9 protein-coding genes and 1 tRNA gene are annotated in these 16,271 nt (G+C 64.3%); 4 read left to right on the top strand and 6 right to left on the bottom strand.

From position 1 onward, the window contains the following. Positions 1 to 37: 37 nt before the first annotated feature. Entirely contained in the window at positions 38 to 607 is a 570-nt protein-coding gene (locus BN3906_RS02365) for a M48 metallopeptidase family protein (protein WP_066583623.1), read from the top strand. On the opposite strand, the gene BN3906_RS02360 is transcribed toward BN3906_RS02365, so the two are convergent. After that, positions 608 to 2,092 (bottom strand): zinc-dependent metalloprotease, encoded by a 1,485-nt coding sequence (locus tag BN3906_RS02360; RefSeq protein ID WP_066583620.1) that lies wholly within the window; start codon positions 2,090 to 2,092, stop codon positions 608 to 610. Positions 2,093 to 2,285: 193 nt separating this feature from the next. Here BN3906_RS02360 and BN3906_RS02355 point away from each other — a divergent pair, with 193 nt between their 5' ends. Next, the gene (locus tag BN3906_RS02355; protein WP_066583615.1) at positions 2,286 to 3,440 is read left to right on the top strand and encodes a YlbL family protein; all 1,155 of its coding nucleotides are present in this window, start codon (positions 2,286 to 2,288) and stop codon (positions 3,438 to 3,440) included. A gap of 30 nt (positions 3,441 to 3,470) precedes the next feature. Here BN3906_RS02355 and BN3906_RS02350 read toward each other — a convergent pair whose 3' ends face one another. Further along, positions 3,471 to 4,049: a PPA1309 family protein gene (locus BN3906_RS02350; RefSeq protein WP_066583612.1), complete on the bottom strand. Its 579-nt coding sequence runs from the start codon at positions 4,047 to 4,049 to the stop codon at positions 3,471 to 3,473. 136 nt (positions 4,050 to 4,185) lie between these two features. On the opposite strand from BN3906_RS02350, the gene BN3906_RS02345 reads away from it, so the two are divergent. Beyond that, positions 4,186 to 7,224 carry a UPF0182 family protein gene (locus BN3906_RS02345; RefSeq protein WP_066583610.1) on the top strand — a complete coding sequence of 1,013 codons (3,039 nt, stop codon included), beginning with the start codon at positions 4,186 to 4,188 and terminating at the stop codon, positions 7,222 to 7,224. Positions 7,225 to 7,439: 215 nt separating this feature from the next. Then, positions 7,440 to 7,513 (top strand) — tRNA-Met (locus BN3906_RS02340). A gap of 379 nt (positions 7,514 to 7,892) precedes the next feature. Here BN3906_RS02340 and BN3906_RS02335 read toward each other — a convergent pair. The 4 genes from BN3906_RS02335 to BN3906_RS02315 form a co-directional block, all read right to left on the bottom strand. Next, positions 7,893 to 9,281 (bottom strand): alpha/beta hydrolase, encoded by a 1,389-nt coding sequence (locus BN3906_RS02335; protein ID WP_066583608.1) that lies wholly within the window; start codon positions 9,279 to 9,281, stop codon positions 7,893 to 7,895. Between the two features lie 200 nt (positions 9,282 to 9,481). Next, positions 9,482 to 10,522, bottom strand: coding sequence for a hypothetical protein (locus tag BN3906_RS02330; RefSeq protein WP_066583606.1), 1,041 nt, complete (start codon positions 10,520 to 10,522; stop codon positions 9,482 to 9,484). A gap of 80 nt (positions 10,523 to 10,602) precedes the next feature. Continuing rightward, the gene (locus tag BN3906_RS02325; protein WP_147592697.1) at positions 10,603 to 11,610 is read right to left on the bottom strand and encodes a hypothetical protein; all 1,008 of its coding nucleotides are present in this window, start codon (positions 11,608 to 11,610) and stop codon (positions 10,603 to 10,605) included. A gap of 1,147 nt (positions 11,611 to 12,757) precedes the next feature. Continuing rightward, entirely contained in the window at positions 12,758 to 16,159 is a 3,402-nt protein-coding gene (locus BN3906_RS02315; RefSeq protein ID WP_066583597.1) for a DEAD/DEAH box helicase, read from the bottom strand. Positions 16,160 to 16,271 lie beyond the last annotated feature (112 nt).

Raw genomic sequence — 16,271 nt, 5'->3', positions numbered from 1 at the left:
AACGCCCCCAGTACGTGCGCCCAGTGTAGAGGACGTGATGAGCACCCGACAGCCCCGGAACCGTCCCACGGCCGCACAGGAGGCCGTGATAGCGGAGTTCGCCCCGGACGTGGAGATACGGCTCTCCGCGCGGAGACGTCGGACCATTGCCGCGCGGATGGAGGCGGGGCATGTCGTGGTGCTGGCCCCGATGTCGATGGGCGCAGGGGAACTGCGCGCCAGCACACGGGAGCTCGTGGACAAGGTCAGGAGGAGACACACCGGGGCATCCCAGTCCGGTGACGACGAGTCCCTGATGCGGCGGGCGCGGACCCTCAACCAGAAGTTTCTCGAGGGCAGGGCGTCCTTCACCAGCGTGAAGTGGGTGACGAACATGAACCGACGGTGGGGGAGCTGTTCGGTGGATTCGGGACGGATCCGGATCTCGTCCCGGCTGAGGGACGTTCCCGAGTACGTCCTGGATTCGGTGCTCATCCACGAGCTGGTGCACACCTGGGTCCCGGACCACGGTCCGGAGTTCAGGAAGTGGGCGGCGAAAGCCCCTCTCGCGGACCGGGCCGCAGGATATCTCGAGGCCTACAGCAGGTGGGCCCCCACCGGAAAGTGACTACCGTCCGTCTCCTTTGTCACCGTCGCTGTCGTCCTTGCCGCGCTCGCGTTCCAGCTTCTCGATCTCGCTGATCGGGTCGAAGTCACGGCCCTCGTTCTCCGCCAGGATCGAGTCGATGAACTCCGCCGGAGCGTCGAGGTCGGAGTCCACCGGAAGGAAGTCCGGGTGGTTCCACACCTGGTCCCTGCGCTCCTTGCCGACGGCGAAGGTCAGGCGGGACCACAGGTCCGCGGCCTGGGTCGCCTTGGGGGCAGCAAGGTTGATTCCCACAGTCCTGGACAGCATCGCCATGCCCGGCTGCGTCGTGTCACGGAACACCGACCATGCGGCCTGGATCCCCGCCGTGGCGGGAAGCCTGGTGCCCAGGGCGTCACCGACGACAACGTCGACCCATCCTTCGACCAGGGAGAGGCTGGTCTCCAGGCGGATCCGGGCATGGTCGGTGGAGGAGACGATTTTGGGGGCGAGATCCTGGTTCTGCAGCCGCTCCATCATCTCCTGCATCTTGGCGGGGTCGCCCATCATCTCGGGGTTGAACTCGCGGGTGGCCTCCTCCAACGCGGAGTTGTCGAGGGAGAGCCCCGTGGCGAACTCCTCCACATCGAGGATCAGCCTCTCCACCAGCCACGGGACGTGCCGGAACAGACGCAGGTGGGCGGCCTCGCGGGCGGCGAGGTAGATGAGGGTCTCCCGGCGCTCTGCACCGAGTTTCTTCGACAGGTCGTCGAGGCGTCCCGTGGCGACGGCGGCGACGGTGCCTTCGGCCAGCGGGATTCCCCACTGGGTCGACATCGACACCTCCTTCGCGAGTTCACCGAGTGCGTGACCGAGCTGCATCCCGAAGTTCATGCCGTTGATCTGGCTGAGCATGCCTGCCATGGGGCCGAGCTGCGCGCGGGCCTCCTCCGGCAGGCCGGAGAGTGTGGCGTCCCCGAGCTGGGACGCCAGCGGGTCGATGATCCGCCGCCACCGTGGCATGGTCTCTTCCAGCCACTTCTCGGCGGAGAAGGCTGTGGATCCGGTCGCCCCGGCAGGCAGGACCGTGGCTTCGTCGAGCCACAGTTCGACCAGTCGGACGGACTCGGCGACGGCCTGGGAATCGTGGACGGAGGGATTGCGGGCCGCGGGCCCGGTGATCTGCTGGCGGGCGATCCTGCCGGCCAGGGCGTAGTTCACCGGTCCCTGCGCGTCCGGTGAGTTCATGTCCCTGCCGAAACCGCTGAGCATCGCCCCGAACTGGCCGAGGATGTCGCCGATTCCGGGCCCCTGCTGACCGGGGCCGCCCTGGCCGCCCTGGCCGCCGAAGAGGAATCCGAAAGGGTTGGCGCCGAAACCGAAGGGGTCGTCGTTCCCTCCGTTGTCACGGCCGTTACCGCCGTTGCCGCCACCGTTCCTGCCGTTGCTGTTGTTCCGGTCGGCCCCGTCGTCGTTGCCGTCGTTGTCGTCACTGGAGCCGTGGAAGCCGAATCCGAAATTGCTCATGTCCCGAGCCTACCTGCGCCGCGGACGGCGATGGTGCCGGCGGACGGCCAGGGGCGTGCGCTGACAGCGAACAGGTGGGGCCGGGACAGGTGACCCGCACACAGGCCTGCGCCCCACCCCGCACGCGACCCGGGTGCGGCACGGTCACGGTCGGTACGGACCGCCACGGGAGGCACCCGTGGACCACGGTAGGATGGTACGGGTGAAGTTCCGAAGTACTGCGAGCACTGCACCGGTCCCCGGCTCCCGGCGTCGAACCAGGACCATCGTCGTCGGTGCACTGCCGGTGGTGGTCCTGTTCGCTCTGACAGGGATGACGAGGATCCCCGGGACCGATGTCGACCTCACCGTCCCGTTCGCGGCGGAGGGGGAGGGGCCCACCTTCAACACGCTGGGGGAGGTCGACGGTGTGCCGGTCGTCGACATCACCGGGGTGGACGGGGACGAGCTCGACCAGACCTCGGGCAACCTCAACATGACCACCGTCGCGGTTCGGACGAAGATGACCCTGCCGCAGATGATGGGCAGGTGGCTCGCCAGCGATGACACCGTCGTCCCCCTGGAGACCGTCATTCCGGCGAACTCCTCGGCCGATGAGGTTGCGCGTCAGAATGCGGCGGCGTTCGCCTCGTCGGAGTCGAATGCCACGGTCGCGGCGATGAACCATCTCGGTCGCCCGCTTGAGACCGTGATCTACGACGTCAGTGACGGTGCCCCCGCCGACGGAACGGTGAAGACCAATGACGTGGTCACTTCGGTGGACGGCGACAGGGTGACACTTCCCTCCGACATCTCCGACGCCATCGGGGGTAAGAAGCCCGGGGACGAGGTCACGCTGGGCATCCGCAGGGACGGTCGTGACGTCACCGAGCAGGTCACCCTCGGGGAGATGCCCGAGGAACTGCAGGGGGACGCCGACGTCGAGGCCGCCAGCGGCGGCAACGGCAGGGCCTACCTGGGGGTGACGATGGTCGCACAGCCCGCCGACGGCATCCGCGTCAGCTACAACCTCCGGGACATCGGGGGGCCCTCGGCCGGCCTGATGTTCTCGCTGGCGGTGGTGGACAAGCTGTCACCCGGGGAATTGTCCGGCGGTGAGTTCGTGGCAGGGACGGGCACGATCGACGCGGACGGGACAGTGGGGCCGATCGGAGGAATCACCCACAAGATCGCCGCCGCAGAGCACGCCGGAGCCACAGTTTTCCTGGTGCCCCGGGGCAACTGTGACGAGGCCACGTCGAAGAGCTACGACGGTGACATCACCCTGCTCGCCGTCGACTCGCTCGACGGTGCGGTGAAGGCGCTGGACGCCCGTAACGCAGGTCAGGACGCCGAGACCTGCAGCTGACCCGGTGCGCTGGGGTCGGTCACGGTTCGCTCAGAGCAGGTGACCGGGACCGCCGTCGGAGTCTCCGGCGTCCTCGAAAGAGGTGCGGAGCGCGGCGATGACGCCGGGGGCGAGGTTCTCGCCGCCGAGCAGCTGCACCCGGTCCTGGGCGAAGGGGTCGGACTCGAGCTCCTCCGGGGTGGGCCGCAGCTGGACCAGTGTGCGCTCCGGGCCTCCGTCGATGATTCCGGAGAACAACCGGGCAGGGAGGGGTGAGGGGTCCGCGCCGGGAGCGGCATTGCTGAACATGATCTCCTGGGCGAGCACCGCCCCGACTACAGGGGAGGGCCAGCGCGCCGAGGCGATGTAGTCACCGAGTTCCTCGGATCCGGGGAGAAGGTGGTCGGGCAGTTCGTCCTGGACCACGAGGGTGAGGGGGTGGTGGTCGGTGTCGAGGTCCTGTCCGCCTGCGGCGAGCGTGTCCTGGACGAGATGGGCCGGGACCAGTGCAAACAGTGTCGGTGGACGGTCCCATCCCTCGGCGTGGACGAAATCGACGGCCTCTCTCAGGGCGGCGTTGAGCGGGCGGATGTCGCTGCGGTAGTCGATTCCTGAGTGACTGTTGTTCATCTGATGTCCCTGCCTCGTTCGCCGCTGTCCGGTCGGTAGGTATTCTAGGCAATGACCCCCGGACGTCCACCGTCGCCCGACCGTCGCCCTGCGTTCTGCAGCGACCGCCGGTCGACGCCAGGAGAAGAGCGCACCCTTGTCATTACCGTCAGTCCCGTCCCTCCAAGACCTCCCCGCACCCGGCCGTAGAGCCAGGATCCTGGGGATCATCGCGGTCGTCCTCGCGGCGCTCGTGTTCCTCGTCCCCGTCTTCGTCTCGAACTACACGGAACTCCGGTGGTTCCAGTCGGTCGACATGCCCAAGGTGTTCTGGGGGGTGATCCTCACCCGGGTGGCACTGTTCGCGGTGTTCGCTGTCCTGTCCGGCCTCATCGTCTGGGGCGCGGCCTTCGCGGCCTACCGGAGCTCGGACCGTAGTCCGGAGTCCCTTGCCGGACTGGAGGCGTCCTCCCCCCTCGCCGAGCACCGGCCCGCCATCAGAAGGTCCCTGCGACCGTTCCTGGTGATCATCCCCGTCATCGTCGCGGTGGTCGCGGGCATGGTCGCACAGGGCAACTGGAGGACGGTGCGGCTGTTCTTCTCCGGCGGAGACTTCGGAGTCAAGGACCCCCAGTTCAACAAGGACCTGGGCTTCTACGCATTTTCCCTGCCCCTGTACCAGTACGTGCTGTCGACACTGACGGTGCTCGTCATCGTCGCCTTCCTGGTCAACCTTGTGGCCCACTACCTCCTGGGGACCATCACCACAGGAAACCCCCGCACCGGGGAGAAGGCGAAGATCGGGGCCCCCGCTCTCCGGCAGCTGGCCGTGATCGCGGGCATCTTCATGCTGGTGAAGGCGGCCGACTACTGGTTCGACCGTTACGGGCTGCTGAACAAGGACCACTCCACGTTCACGGGTGGTTCCTACACGGACATCAACGCTGTCCTGCCGGCGAAGATTCTTCTGCTCATCGTGTCGATCTTCGTCGCCGTGATGTTCTTCGGCACCCTGGTCCTGAGGGATCTCCGGCTCCCGGCACTCGCCGTGGTGCTGATGGTGGTCTCCTCCCTGGCCATCGGAGTCGGCTGGCCTGCGGTGATGGAGCAGTTCTCGGTGACACCCAACCGTGCCGAGAAGGAACGCGAGTACATCGCCCGCAACATCGAGTCCACCCGCTACTCCTACGGTATCGGTGACGACAACGTGACCTATGAGCAGAACTGGGGTGGAGAGACCACCGGCTCTGCCAGTGAGCGTCGTTCCATCGCCGATGACGCCGCGACACTGTCGAACATCAGGTTGCTTGACCCGGAGATCCTGTCGCCCACGTTCACCCAGCAGCAGCAGCTGCGCAACTTCTACGGATTCCCGACGGAGCTGGCGGTCGACCGCTACAACGTCGACGGTGAGATGAGGGACTTCGTTGTCGCCGCCCGTGAGATCGACCCGAACTCACTGTCCGGCAACCAGACGGACTGGATCAACAGGCACACCGTCTACACCCACGGGAACGGGTTCATCGCGGCTCCGGCGAACAAGGTTGACGAGGTTGCCCGTGACGTCGGGTCCGCCCGCGGCGGCTACCCCGTGTACACCGTTGCCGACCTCCAGCACATGGAGGGGGACCAGGGCGGGGAACTCGACCTGGACCTCGAGCAGCCGAGAATCTACTTCGGTCCGGTGATCTCGGGTTCGGTGAATCCGAGTGAGGACTACGCCGTCGTCGGCGACGACGGTTCCGGCAACGACCGTGAGTATGACACTGACACCAGCAACTACACGTACTCGGGTTCCGGCGGCGTGGACGTGTCAAATATCTTCAACCGGGCGATGTACGCCGCGAAGTTCCAGTCGATGAACCTGATGCTCTCCGACGTCATCGGCTCAGACTCCAAGATCCTCTACGACCGCGACCCCCGCGAGCGTGTCCACAAGGTCGCCCCGTGGCTGACCACGGACTCGAAGACCTACCCGGTGGTCATCGACGGCAGGATCAAGTGGATCGTCGACGGGTACACGACGCTGAAGGATCTGCCGTACGCCGAACGGACGCAGCTGGACTCCGCGACGGAGGACGCCGTGAACAATGATCCGGCGGCACAGCAGAACGCGGTGTCCAATTCCGTGAGTTACATCCGGAACTCGGTGAAGGCCGTGGTGGACGCCTACGACGGATCCGTCGACCTCTACGAGTTCGACGAGTCCGACCCGGTCCTCAAGGCGTGGGAAGGGGTCTTCCCCGGTGTAGTCAAGGACAAGAGCGAGATCAGCGACGAGCTCAACGCCCACCTGCGGTACCCGGAAGACATGTTCAAGGTCCAGAGGGAACTCATCGCCCGCTACCATGTCGACGATCCCGGGGTGTTCTTCACCAATGACGCCTTCTGGTCGGTGCCTTCGGACCCGACGGCGCCTGAGGGACGCCAGGAGCTCGCGCAGCCCCCGTACCATGTGGTGGCGACCGACCCTGAGACCAACCGCCCCAGTTTCCAGCTGATCACCCCGTTCCGCGGGCTGCGTCGTGAGTACCTGGCGGCGCAGATGTCGGTGAGTTCCGATCCTGCGACCTACGGCCGGATCCATGTCCGGGTACTGCCGACCAACACCCAGACGCAGGGACCGCGACAGGCGCAGGACACCATGATGTCCTCCGACGAGATCGCCCGGGAGAGGACTCTGCTGCAGGGTTCCAACACGCTCACCAACGGTAATCTCCTGACACTGCCGGTCGGTGACGGCCAGATCCTGTACGTCGAGCCTGTCTACTCCCAGCGTAAGGACCAGGCCTCGGCGTTCCCGAAGCTCCTGCGCGTGCTCGTGAGCTACAACGGCTCGGTCGGATATGCACCGACTGTGGCCGAGGCACTGCAGCAGGTGGGAATCGATCCGGACGCCGTGACCGAGGTCGCCGAGTCGGGTGGAAGCTCCTCGGGATCTGGTTCCGGGGACAGTTCGTCGACCGGGCAGGGTTCCGGTTCCACCGGATCGGGTTCCGGTGCATCCGGTTCCACAGGCTCGGGGTCGACCGGCGGAGGTTCCCAGGCCGGTGGCACGGCCACTCCGACGGCGGACCAGATGAAGCGGATCAACGATGCCATGGCAGCTGTGCAGCAGACCAGGGAGAGCGGAACATTCGAGGAGTTCGGCAAGGCACTCGATGAGCTCGACGCTGCTATTGCGGCAGTGCAGTAGAAGCTGTTGAGGATGACCGGTGAATTCGTCGGGGTCCGTGGGTGATGGCCCGGGTCGTACCGGGCCACCAGGGGCCCGGACTCTCCCGTGTAGCCGGCGTTGTCCGAGATTCTTCCCGCTGACCTGGTGATTTCACATTGATCCCCGGGTTCGCTACACTATGGGAGTCGCTGAGAGAGCGGGACGGAGAGTTCCGGTCATCATCAGTTACCCGTCGCGGGGTGGAGCAGCTCGGTAGCTCGCTGGGCTCATAACCCAGAGGTCGTAGGTTCGAATCCTGCCCCCGCTACAAAGTAAGAAAGTGCAGGTCACCGGCTAAAACCGGTGGCCTGCACTTCTGTATGCGGACCATTCTTCGTGGACCCTTTATCCGGCGGAGAACGGTGGAGATATCCGTCGCAATCTCCGGGCACCGCAAGCGGTGTTCGCATCGCGGCATTCCTCGGGTCGGTACCGCGTGTCTGCCGGCAGAAGACAGCGCCAGGCTACGGTCACCGGCGCCGACAACCGGTGACTGATGCAGTGCCGTGCGTGTCCCAGGAGAGGCCCCTGCCCCGTCACCGGATACTTGTCCGGACTTGCCGAAGTTCTGGTACCGGGGCGGGGCTCTAAGCGGACGGTGTCAGACGCCGGGGTAGGGAAGGCTACGCCGTCTCAGGAGCATTTCCTTAGGAGAAAGCCTGTTCCACGGCGTCAAAAAACGACGGCAGTGAGGATACGGGCGTTGACCCCTCAGCTCCGCGGCCCGGGTTTGCCTGAAGGTACTCTGTCCGGGCAGCCGCGGCGTCCGTCCGGGCCTCGTCGACGTCCAGACCCAGTCCTGCGGCGATGACCGGCCAGGACTCCCACATATCGTCCTGCCAGTACGCCCACTGGTGAGTTCCGGTCTCCCGGATGTTGTACACCAGGTTGTTCGAGGCTTCGGTGATTCCGTGGGCGTCTGTCGCCGACTTGAGCAGATGGGTGCACACATTGCTCCCCGCTTCAATGGCGAAGCCGTCCGTCAACGGTGTGATCATCTCGTACGCTCTTCCGTCAAGGACATCACCTGAGGTCACGTCGTGTTCACCCAGCAGCCCGGTGGCAGAGGACACGTAGATGTTGTGCTGGTCGGCCAGCCTGTCCGCGTTGGCCAGTGCATCGTTCTCCAGTGCGACAGTCCCGTCGGGATCTCCCCACATCTGGTTGAATGTGGCGTCACCTCGGTTCAGGACGATCTGCGTGGCCCGGGAGAACTCACCCGATGTGGCTGCGCACCCCGAATATGCCCCGACCGCGCTGTAGAACCCCGGATACTTCTCGGCGTACACCAGTGAGGTCGACCCGGACATCGACAGTCCGATGATTCCACGCCTGTCACTGGTCGTGCCCAGGTGTTTCTCCACCGGTCCGGGAAGCTCCTGGGTGAGGAAGGTCTCCCACTTCTGTGTCGTGCCGACGCCGTGTGCGTCTGTGTCCAGGCTGGATGTCGGTTCCTGCCAGTCGGTGTAGTAGGAGTAGGCGCCTGCCATCGGTATGACCACGTTCACGTCCCCGATGCGGTCGCCGTAGAAGTCGACGGCACTGGTTCGCTTGAGCCAGTTGGCCTCTCCTTCACCGCCGTCGGCACCGTTGAGCAGGTACAACGTCGGAGCAGACTCCGGGTTGTTCCTGGCTTTGATCGTGACCACAGGGATCTCCCTGCCGCCCATCGCCCGGGAAGTGACCTTCAGCTCCTCCATGCGGGAGTACCGGTCACCTGCCTCCCACGACGAACCCTCCCTGAGGTCGCTGCCGGCCTCAGCGTGGTAGACGAGGTCGCGCCACCCGGCTTTCGCCTCGTCGACATATCCGTCCGCCTCGGCGTCGGCCCGGGTTGCGAAGGGGCCGTCGATCTGCGCGGAACCGCTGAACCGGGAGCCGGGAACAGCTGATTTTGCGCTGTTGACTGTCATGGCGGGCTGCGGCTCACCGGCCACTGCGGATCCGGATCCGGCGCCGGTGACGACGCCGACGGACAGTGGCAGGGCGGTGGCGATGACAGCTGAAGCCACACGGGAGCAGACGTGACGGAGCATTGTTTCCTCAGGAGATATCAGGTGGAGGGCCGTGAACTCCGGGGATTCTCACGACCGTGCTGGGTTCCTCAGGATAATATCAGACACGGAGACTGCGACGGCGTCTGGTGAAGAGCTGTCACCTCGCGGAACTCCGGACAGGTACGTCACCGCACGGTCCCCGTCACGCACAGGTGGTGACGGGGACGGTGCGGTCTGGGTCAGTCGGTCAGGTGGAGCAGGGTGCCGTTGCCAGGTTCCTGGATTCTTACGGAGGCATTGTTACCACCGTTACATGTGACTGCGTTTCCGGCAGATCCGATTCCGCAGGACATGGTGTAGGTGTGTCCGTTGGTCGGGCTTGACGCTGTCACATCGGCGATTCCGGCGTACCCCGTGACATCTGCCGGCGAAACGGTGTCCGGGCCGAACCGGGTCGACAGGGCGGCGCGTGCCACAGCCATGGCGAAGCCGCAGGAGGTGGAGTCTCCTGCCGTGACTGTCGCTCCGTCCGCGTAGCCGCAGGTGCCACCGATCTGCGTGCCGGGGGCGGTCGGATTCAGCGCGACGGCTGATCCGGATGTACCGGTCACTGCGGTCGGCTGCCCGACCGGTGCGGTGGGGCTGTCCGACCAGGTGACGGGCCTCATCATCGCCGCGAGTTCAGCAGGAGCGTTGGCGACCGGGCCGAGTGACGGGTCGGTCATCGTGTACGACCACGACCGGTCGGAGGTACGGAGAGTTCCGTTATCCAGCGTCCACAGCTCTGTGGTGGTCTCCGGATTCATCGACATCCACGAGGTCATCAGCAGTCCGGTGCCGTCTGAGGTGGCGGCGAGCTCATAACGGCCACCCCCGGCAGATGCGGCACCGTCGTAGAACGATCCGGTGTCCAGCTTTCTCCCCTGCGTGTCGAACACTTCGACGAGCGCGACGTCATTGCGGACACCGGTTATGTCCGGGGTCCGGAGCAGCAGTTCCGGCTTCCCGTCACCGCTGACGTCCTCGAGAGCGTAACGGGTCCCTGCCGGCGCACCCTTCAGCACCTCGGAGTACGAGGAGGACAGCGGTTCCCCTCCTGAATCCTGCTCAGGGGCAGGTGTGTGTGCTCCCGTGGTGGGGTGCGGCCCGGGGTCCTCCCGGCCGGGGGAGGAGGTGGTGTCCGACACAACGGATTCGTGGTGGTCGGGAGCTGGGAAGCTGCATGCTGCGAGGCTGACAGTGGTGAGAACGGCCGCGGCGAGAGTGATTGTCTTCAGCATTTTCTTTCCTGGTGGTCGGCGTCAGAAAAACAGAGGTCACGGATGGAGGATGAGTACGACAGATAGATCGTCCGGACAGGTCATCCGCCGAGCCTGACACGCCAGGCGGGCTTCTCCTGTGTGAAGCTCGGGTCGGCCCTGTTCTCCTTGCTCACATGAGGTTCAGTACCTTTTACCGCGAACTCCTGTCCCGGTCCGATGTCACCGAACAATCGGGAGTCGAAACAGGTGGCGACGGGGATGAAGTAGGTGTCCCCTTCCCTGACCGGCCTGGCTTCCTTGATCATTGTTCCGGCCTGATAGAGCTCACCTGCCCGTCTGAGGTCGTCTGCACTGGTCACCGTCAGCCCCAGATAGCCTGGTACGGGGAGGTTCTCGTTGTCGAAAGACTCGATGGCAGGTCTGCCGTCTTCCGTTCTTACCGGCTGCGGTGTTCCGGCCATGATTGACGGTGCGGTGACTGTTCTCCCGACAACGATCATCTTCAGCAGTTCTTCCACACCCCACCGGTCTTTCACCGGTGAGTCTCCGGGGATGAGCCGGGTGTCTGTCCAGGCCTCGTCCGTATCTGAACTGAAGGTGGTGGCATCGAAGTTCTGTACCAGCGGGCCCACCGGTGTCCGGTAGGCGGGAGTGTCAGGACCGCGCCCGTTGGTTCTGTCGCGGTATTCCACGTATCTGGTGACGTCGTACACCATGGAAGAATCGAAGACGAACCTGCCGTTGAAGCATGTGACGGATGACGCCGTGAACTTTTCAGAGAGGTCGATCTCTGTCACGGTTTCGTCAACGCTGGTGTACACCTCGGGCGCGGGGGACCTTCGGTGGTCTTCGTGGGGTGAATCGGGAACAGCGGCTTCCCCTGCGATCATCTCACCGGGGGCGACGAAGGTCAGTTCAGCGTAGTTCTCCTGGCGTCTGCGCACCTCAGGGCTGCTCGAGTATTCCTCTTCGTCAGCGACTGCCGGTGTCTTCACGGTTGACGGGGAGTTGGTGGCGGGTATTTCGGGGCCGTCAGAGCATGAAGTCAGTGCCAGCGTACTGACGGTGGTGACGGCACATAGTGCGGTGATTCGTCGGATAGGCATGAAAACTCTCCCTGGAGTGATCCCGGAACGTCTTGGCGTGTTCATCTTTGCCTGCCCGGCATCTGACGGGAAGCCCACACGGAGAGTTAACTTGACACGTATGGTAGGTTGGTCTCGTAAATATGGGTCATCCGTACTGGAGAGACCACAGAGAAGTCCCTGTGACAGATGTCACAGGGATAACTGCCTTTTCGGGGGTGCTCTTTCAGCGGGGTTTGGCGGAGGGTAGGGCGGCGAAGGCTCGGGGGATTCACGTTGACCTGGCAGGCCGCTGCATTCACGAGTTCCGGCGTTCCGGGACCCTGTGGCGGGGGTCTCCTTGCGCGTCGGACCGTGTCGCACGGAGGATGGTTGGACACCAGTTTGGCCAGTCCATTGCCTTTCCCGGGAAGCAGCTCGACGCCGTTGCCCCTGAAGAATCTCTGGGGATGCCGGAATGTTGGACGCGTGTTCAGTCGCTGAACTCGATGATGGTTGTCGTCAGGCGGCGGGGAACCCGGAGGGGACCGGCATGTCGGTGACGGGACCCCGCTCCTGGCCCGACCTCCGGTATCGGTTATGTGTTTGTCCTGTGGTAATCATAAAATGAAGAGAACTTTGGAATGATGTCCGCCTGGACGGCTTTCGTCGGCGGATTCGTGCGTCATGCGGAACAACCTGCCATAGGTGGTGTGGGAAATGTTCTGTACCTGATCTTTCTGAGAGGATTCACTGACATGGGGAGAACTGCCGGGCGGCTCATAGTCGGCGGGTTAGCTGCACTGACTGCACTGGGTCTCGTCAGCTGCGACGGTGACGATGATGCTGCAGGTGTCTCACTTGTCACGGACACCATGACTGCTTCGACGGAAGAGTCCGCTACTAACACCGGATCGACCGGCACGGAGGCACCCGTTACGGACGACGATATACAGGTAGGTGGGCCGCGGCCGACGCTGTACCCGGAACCCGGCTACCAGACCCCGGATCCGGTCTACGTTGATCCGGCACCTGCTTATGAGGCTCCCGCACCGGAGCCTGTACCGGGATGCGCCGATCCGATGCCGATCAACGGCGGACCCGGTGACGGATGCGGTGGTGTCCGGCCCGGGCTCGTCAACCCGAACCACTGATGAACTCCTGCAGCGCCCGGCGCGGGTCACAGAACTTACAGAACGAGTTCACCCCGGGTGACCATGCCCTGCAGCGCCTCCTGTGCCTCAGGCGAGTAGATCAGGTTCACGTAGGGTTCGCCGTCCTGTGACGTGCCCTCGTAGACAGCGATCCCCAGGGCAGTCCCGGATGCGGTGGGAACCCGGTGACCGTCAGGACGGTTAATGTACCCAGCCTTCTCCAGCGCGGCATTGAGCGTCTTCGCCGAGGGTTTACCCGTGGAACCGGGTGGGAGAACCAGGGACGAGACCAGCTCGTGGGCGATGGCGTATCCGGGCTCAGAACGTGCGACGGTGCGGTAGGTCGGGACCGCTGTACCGGCTGGGGCGGTGGAGACGGACCCTACTGTGGGGATGTCCGGAGTCGGTGCCTCCGGCGCAGGGGACTGTCCTGCTGTTCCTGTCCCTGCGAAATCGCAGTCGTTCTTTGTTGCGTACCGGTGGATGAGACTGAAAACCTCTCCCTGATCGGACCAGCGGGTCCTTCCGCCGAAGACGATGAAGAGGTCCTTCGCCCGGGAGACCGCCACATTCATCAGTTCCAGGGTGTTGTCGATGAACGAGGCCCGGGGATCCCGGTCCCCGTACACCGAGGAGAACAGCACCACCGGACGCTCCGCCCCCTGCAACCGGTGTGCAGTTCCCACCGTGATCTTCTCTGCCATGCCGGTGCCGCCGAGGTCACGGATTTTCTGGGAGATCAGCCGTGCCTGGGCGGCGAACGGGGTGACGACACCGATGACCTCGTCGGGAGACTGGCCGGCGGGATCGTAGATATCTGCGAAGTAGTTGAAATTGTCGATGATCCAGCGGGCGACGGCGTCCGCCTCCCTGTCATTCACTCTGCTGGATCCGGACCTCCGGCTCTCTGACCCCGCCACCTCGTGGAAGAGGAAGGGGCTGACCGTTCTGTCCTTCAACTTGTACCCCTCCACCCCACGGGTGGGGATCAACATGCCCTTGTAGAGGAGGTCGTTGCAGTAGTTGATGATGCCCGGGTGGCACCGGAAATGCTCGGACAGGAAAAGCCCTGGGTCCGCGTCCGCACCGTAGGACCAGTTACTGGCGGATGCGGCGGCAGCCATCACGGAGGAGTGGTCGGAAGAGGTGAGCCCGCGGGTTGTCATGGCCTCCCATTCCGGCTCCGACAGACCCAGCACGGGGGCGATCTGCCGGTCCGAGTCCGGGTCGATGCTCCAGACCGGGGCGAGCTGTCTCACGTCCCCGACGACGAGGGCGCGTTTCGCCACCGCGAAGGCGGCGGCACCGACGGAGGTGTCCACCTGACCGGACTCGTCCATGATGAGCAGGTCCGCCCGCCCCAGATCGTAATCCGTCTCGTCCTCGTTGCGGGTCCAGAGCTTGAAGTACTTGGGCAGCTGGTAGGCGGTCATGACGAAACAAGGGGTGAGGGCTGTGACCTGCCCCCAGTACTGCTCCATGTACCGCCGCGTCGTCCGGTTCCGCTCCGCGACCGGGATGACCGCACTGTGGGCGTCCTCCCCGGCGGCGAACAGGAGCCACTGTGCCTCGTAGAGGTGGACAGCGACCCAGAACTCCGCGTACCGCACGGTAGTGTCCAGGCTTCTGTCGAGGTCGATCAGGTTGACGGACTCCCTGATCTTCTCTTCGCCGTCCGTTGTGACGGCGCCGAGTCTGCGAAGCCAACCCAGCGCCCGCTCCGCAGCAGGAGTCATCGCCATGGCGGCGGCCTCCTCCGTATCTTTCTGCTCACGTACAACGTCGAGATCACTGATCCTCCGGGTCAGTTCGGCGTCCTTCTCACCGTAGAACGCGACGAAGTCGTCGATCGTGTCGAAGCGGGGAGCCGGTTCGTCGTCGTCGTAGTTCTGCTCTACGACGTAGTGGTCATCAGAGCGGTCCCGGTTCGGCTGTGCAGCCTCTGCCTCATCACGCCTGGCCTCCCAGAACCTGCCCCGTGCACGGAATGGTTTCCGCTGGTCTTTCGTGTCCAGAATCTCTGCAGCGAGCCGCCTGCTCATTCTGGGACCGGCGGCGACCTCGGCGTCGGCTTTCTCGGTGAGCAGGATGCGCCTGTTGTCCTCGATGCGGTGGAGTGCTTTGCCGAGGATGTCTCTGGCCTCAGACAACGTGCGTGCCCCTGCGATGACGCCACCGGTGCTCGACGCATGGGCCTGCATCCGTTCGAGGAACCGGGCGGTGGCCGCGGAAACATAGTCCGGGGCGGAGTACCGGGAATAGATGCCTGACTTCCGGGTGTCCTCGACAAGGTATTTTCCCCCGATCTCCTGCGCCTTGCTCCTGGAGGGGCAGTAGGTCGCCAGTGCCGACAGGGGCTTCGAGGTGACACCGGTGTCACTGTCATCGTTCGCTTCGGGCAACCAACGGAGATCGAGGGTTCCGGGGTCTTTCTTCACCACCGAACTAAAGGAATCGATGACATTCGTCACCGCCTGATTGTTGGTGGATGTGCAGACGATCAGGGGAGCCGGGCGGCCGTCGAGTGCACGGCGGACCAGCATACCGGCGACCACCGACTGCAACATGGTGGTCTTACCGGTCCCGGGAGGGCCGCTGACGGCGGTGACATCGCCGTCAGCGTCCGAGAGGAAGGCGTGGACCGCACGACGCTGGGAATCCGTCAGCGGATGCTCGTCATCCATGCTGCCGCAGGAAGCCAGAGCGGCGCGGAGAAGCCGAGGCGTTTCATCATCGATGATGTCAGAGTTGCAGCGGGGACGGTCAGTGAGCGAAAGCAGTCTTTCGTATGTCGGTACCGCCGTCTTCTCATCCAGCGAAAGCAGGTGTGCGTAGAGATCGAGGACCGCACCGTTGGCGGTAATCACCGTCTCCGCGGAGAGGAAACAGTCCCCGAACAGGACGTCGGCACTGTTGGCACCGGCGGTGACCTCGAGAGAGTCGTCCGCGACCTTGCTGAACATCGTCAGGCATGCGTCGACGGCATCGGACCAGGACTCGATCCGGGTGACCGCTTCTGTCCACTCATTGAGCCGGTACTGCCAGAATGTCCTCAGCGATCCGACAGTGACACCACTGGCTGGGATCCCGGGAGTTGTGAGCCGGCTGGCCGGGATCCACGGTTCCGAGGAACTGAGGTCCACCGACAGTGACCCGTTTTCGTCGAGGGTGGCGGGGAGGAGCAGCAGTCCCTCCTTTTTCCCCCTGATCTGCAGGGTGACCAGTGATATCACCACATCGACCGGCTTCCTCTTCCTTTCGGTCCCGGATCTCCGGATGAAAAGGGAGGTGACATCGGGTGGCAGCGTCCCTGAACGCAAAGTCTCCAGCGGGACACTCGCGAACTTGTCGTCTGAGGTGAACCTGTAGTCCTGCAGATTTGACCGGGTCTGGATATCTCGGAAGTAGTTGGTGATGCGGTGGTGGAGGGGATCCATCGGGAGCTTTCCTGTGATCTGTGACGGCGCATGACGGGACCGCCGTCGGCGGGGGACCGACTGATGTCGGACAGTACTGTCCCCGGGGGCGGTGAGGTTGACGACACAGGAA

This window comes from Corynebacterium provencense, from assembly GCA_900049755.1.
In the GTDB taxonomy this organism is placed as follows: domain Bacteria; phylum Actinomycetota; class Actinomycetes; order Mycobacteriales; family Mycobacteriaceae; genus Corynebacterium; species Corynebacterium neomassiliense.
Note: the sequence above shows the minus strand (reverse complement) of the source record. Positions and strands in the feature narration are given on the sequence as shown.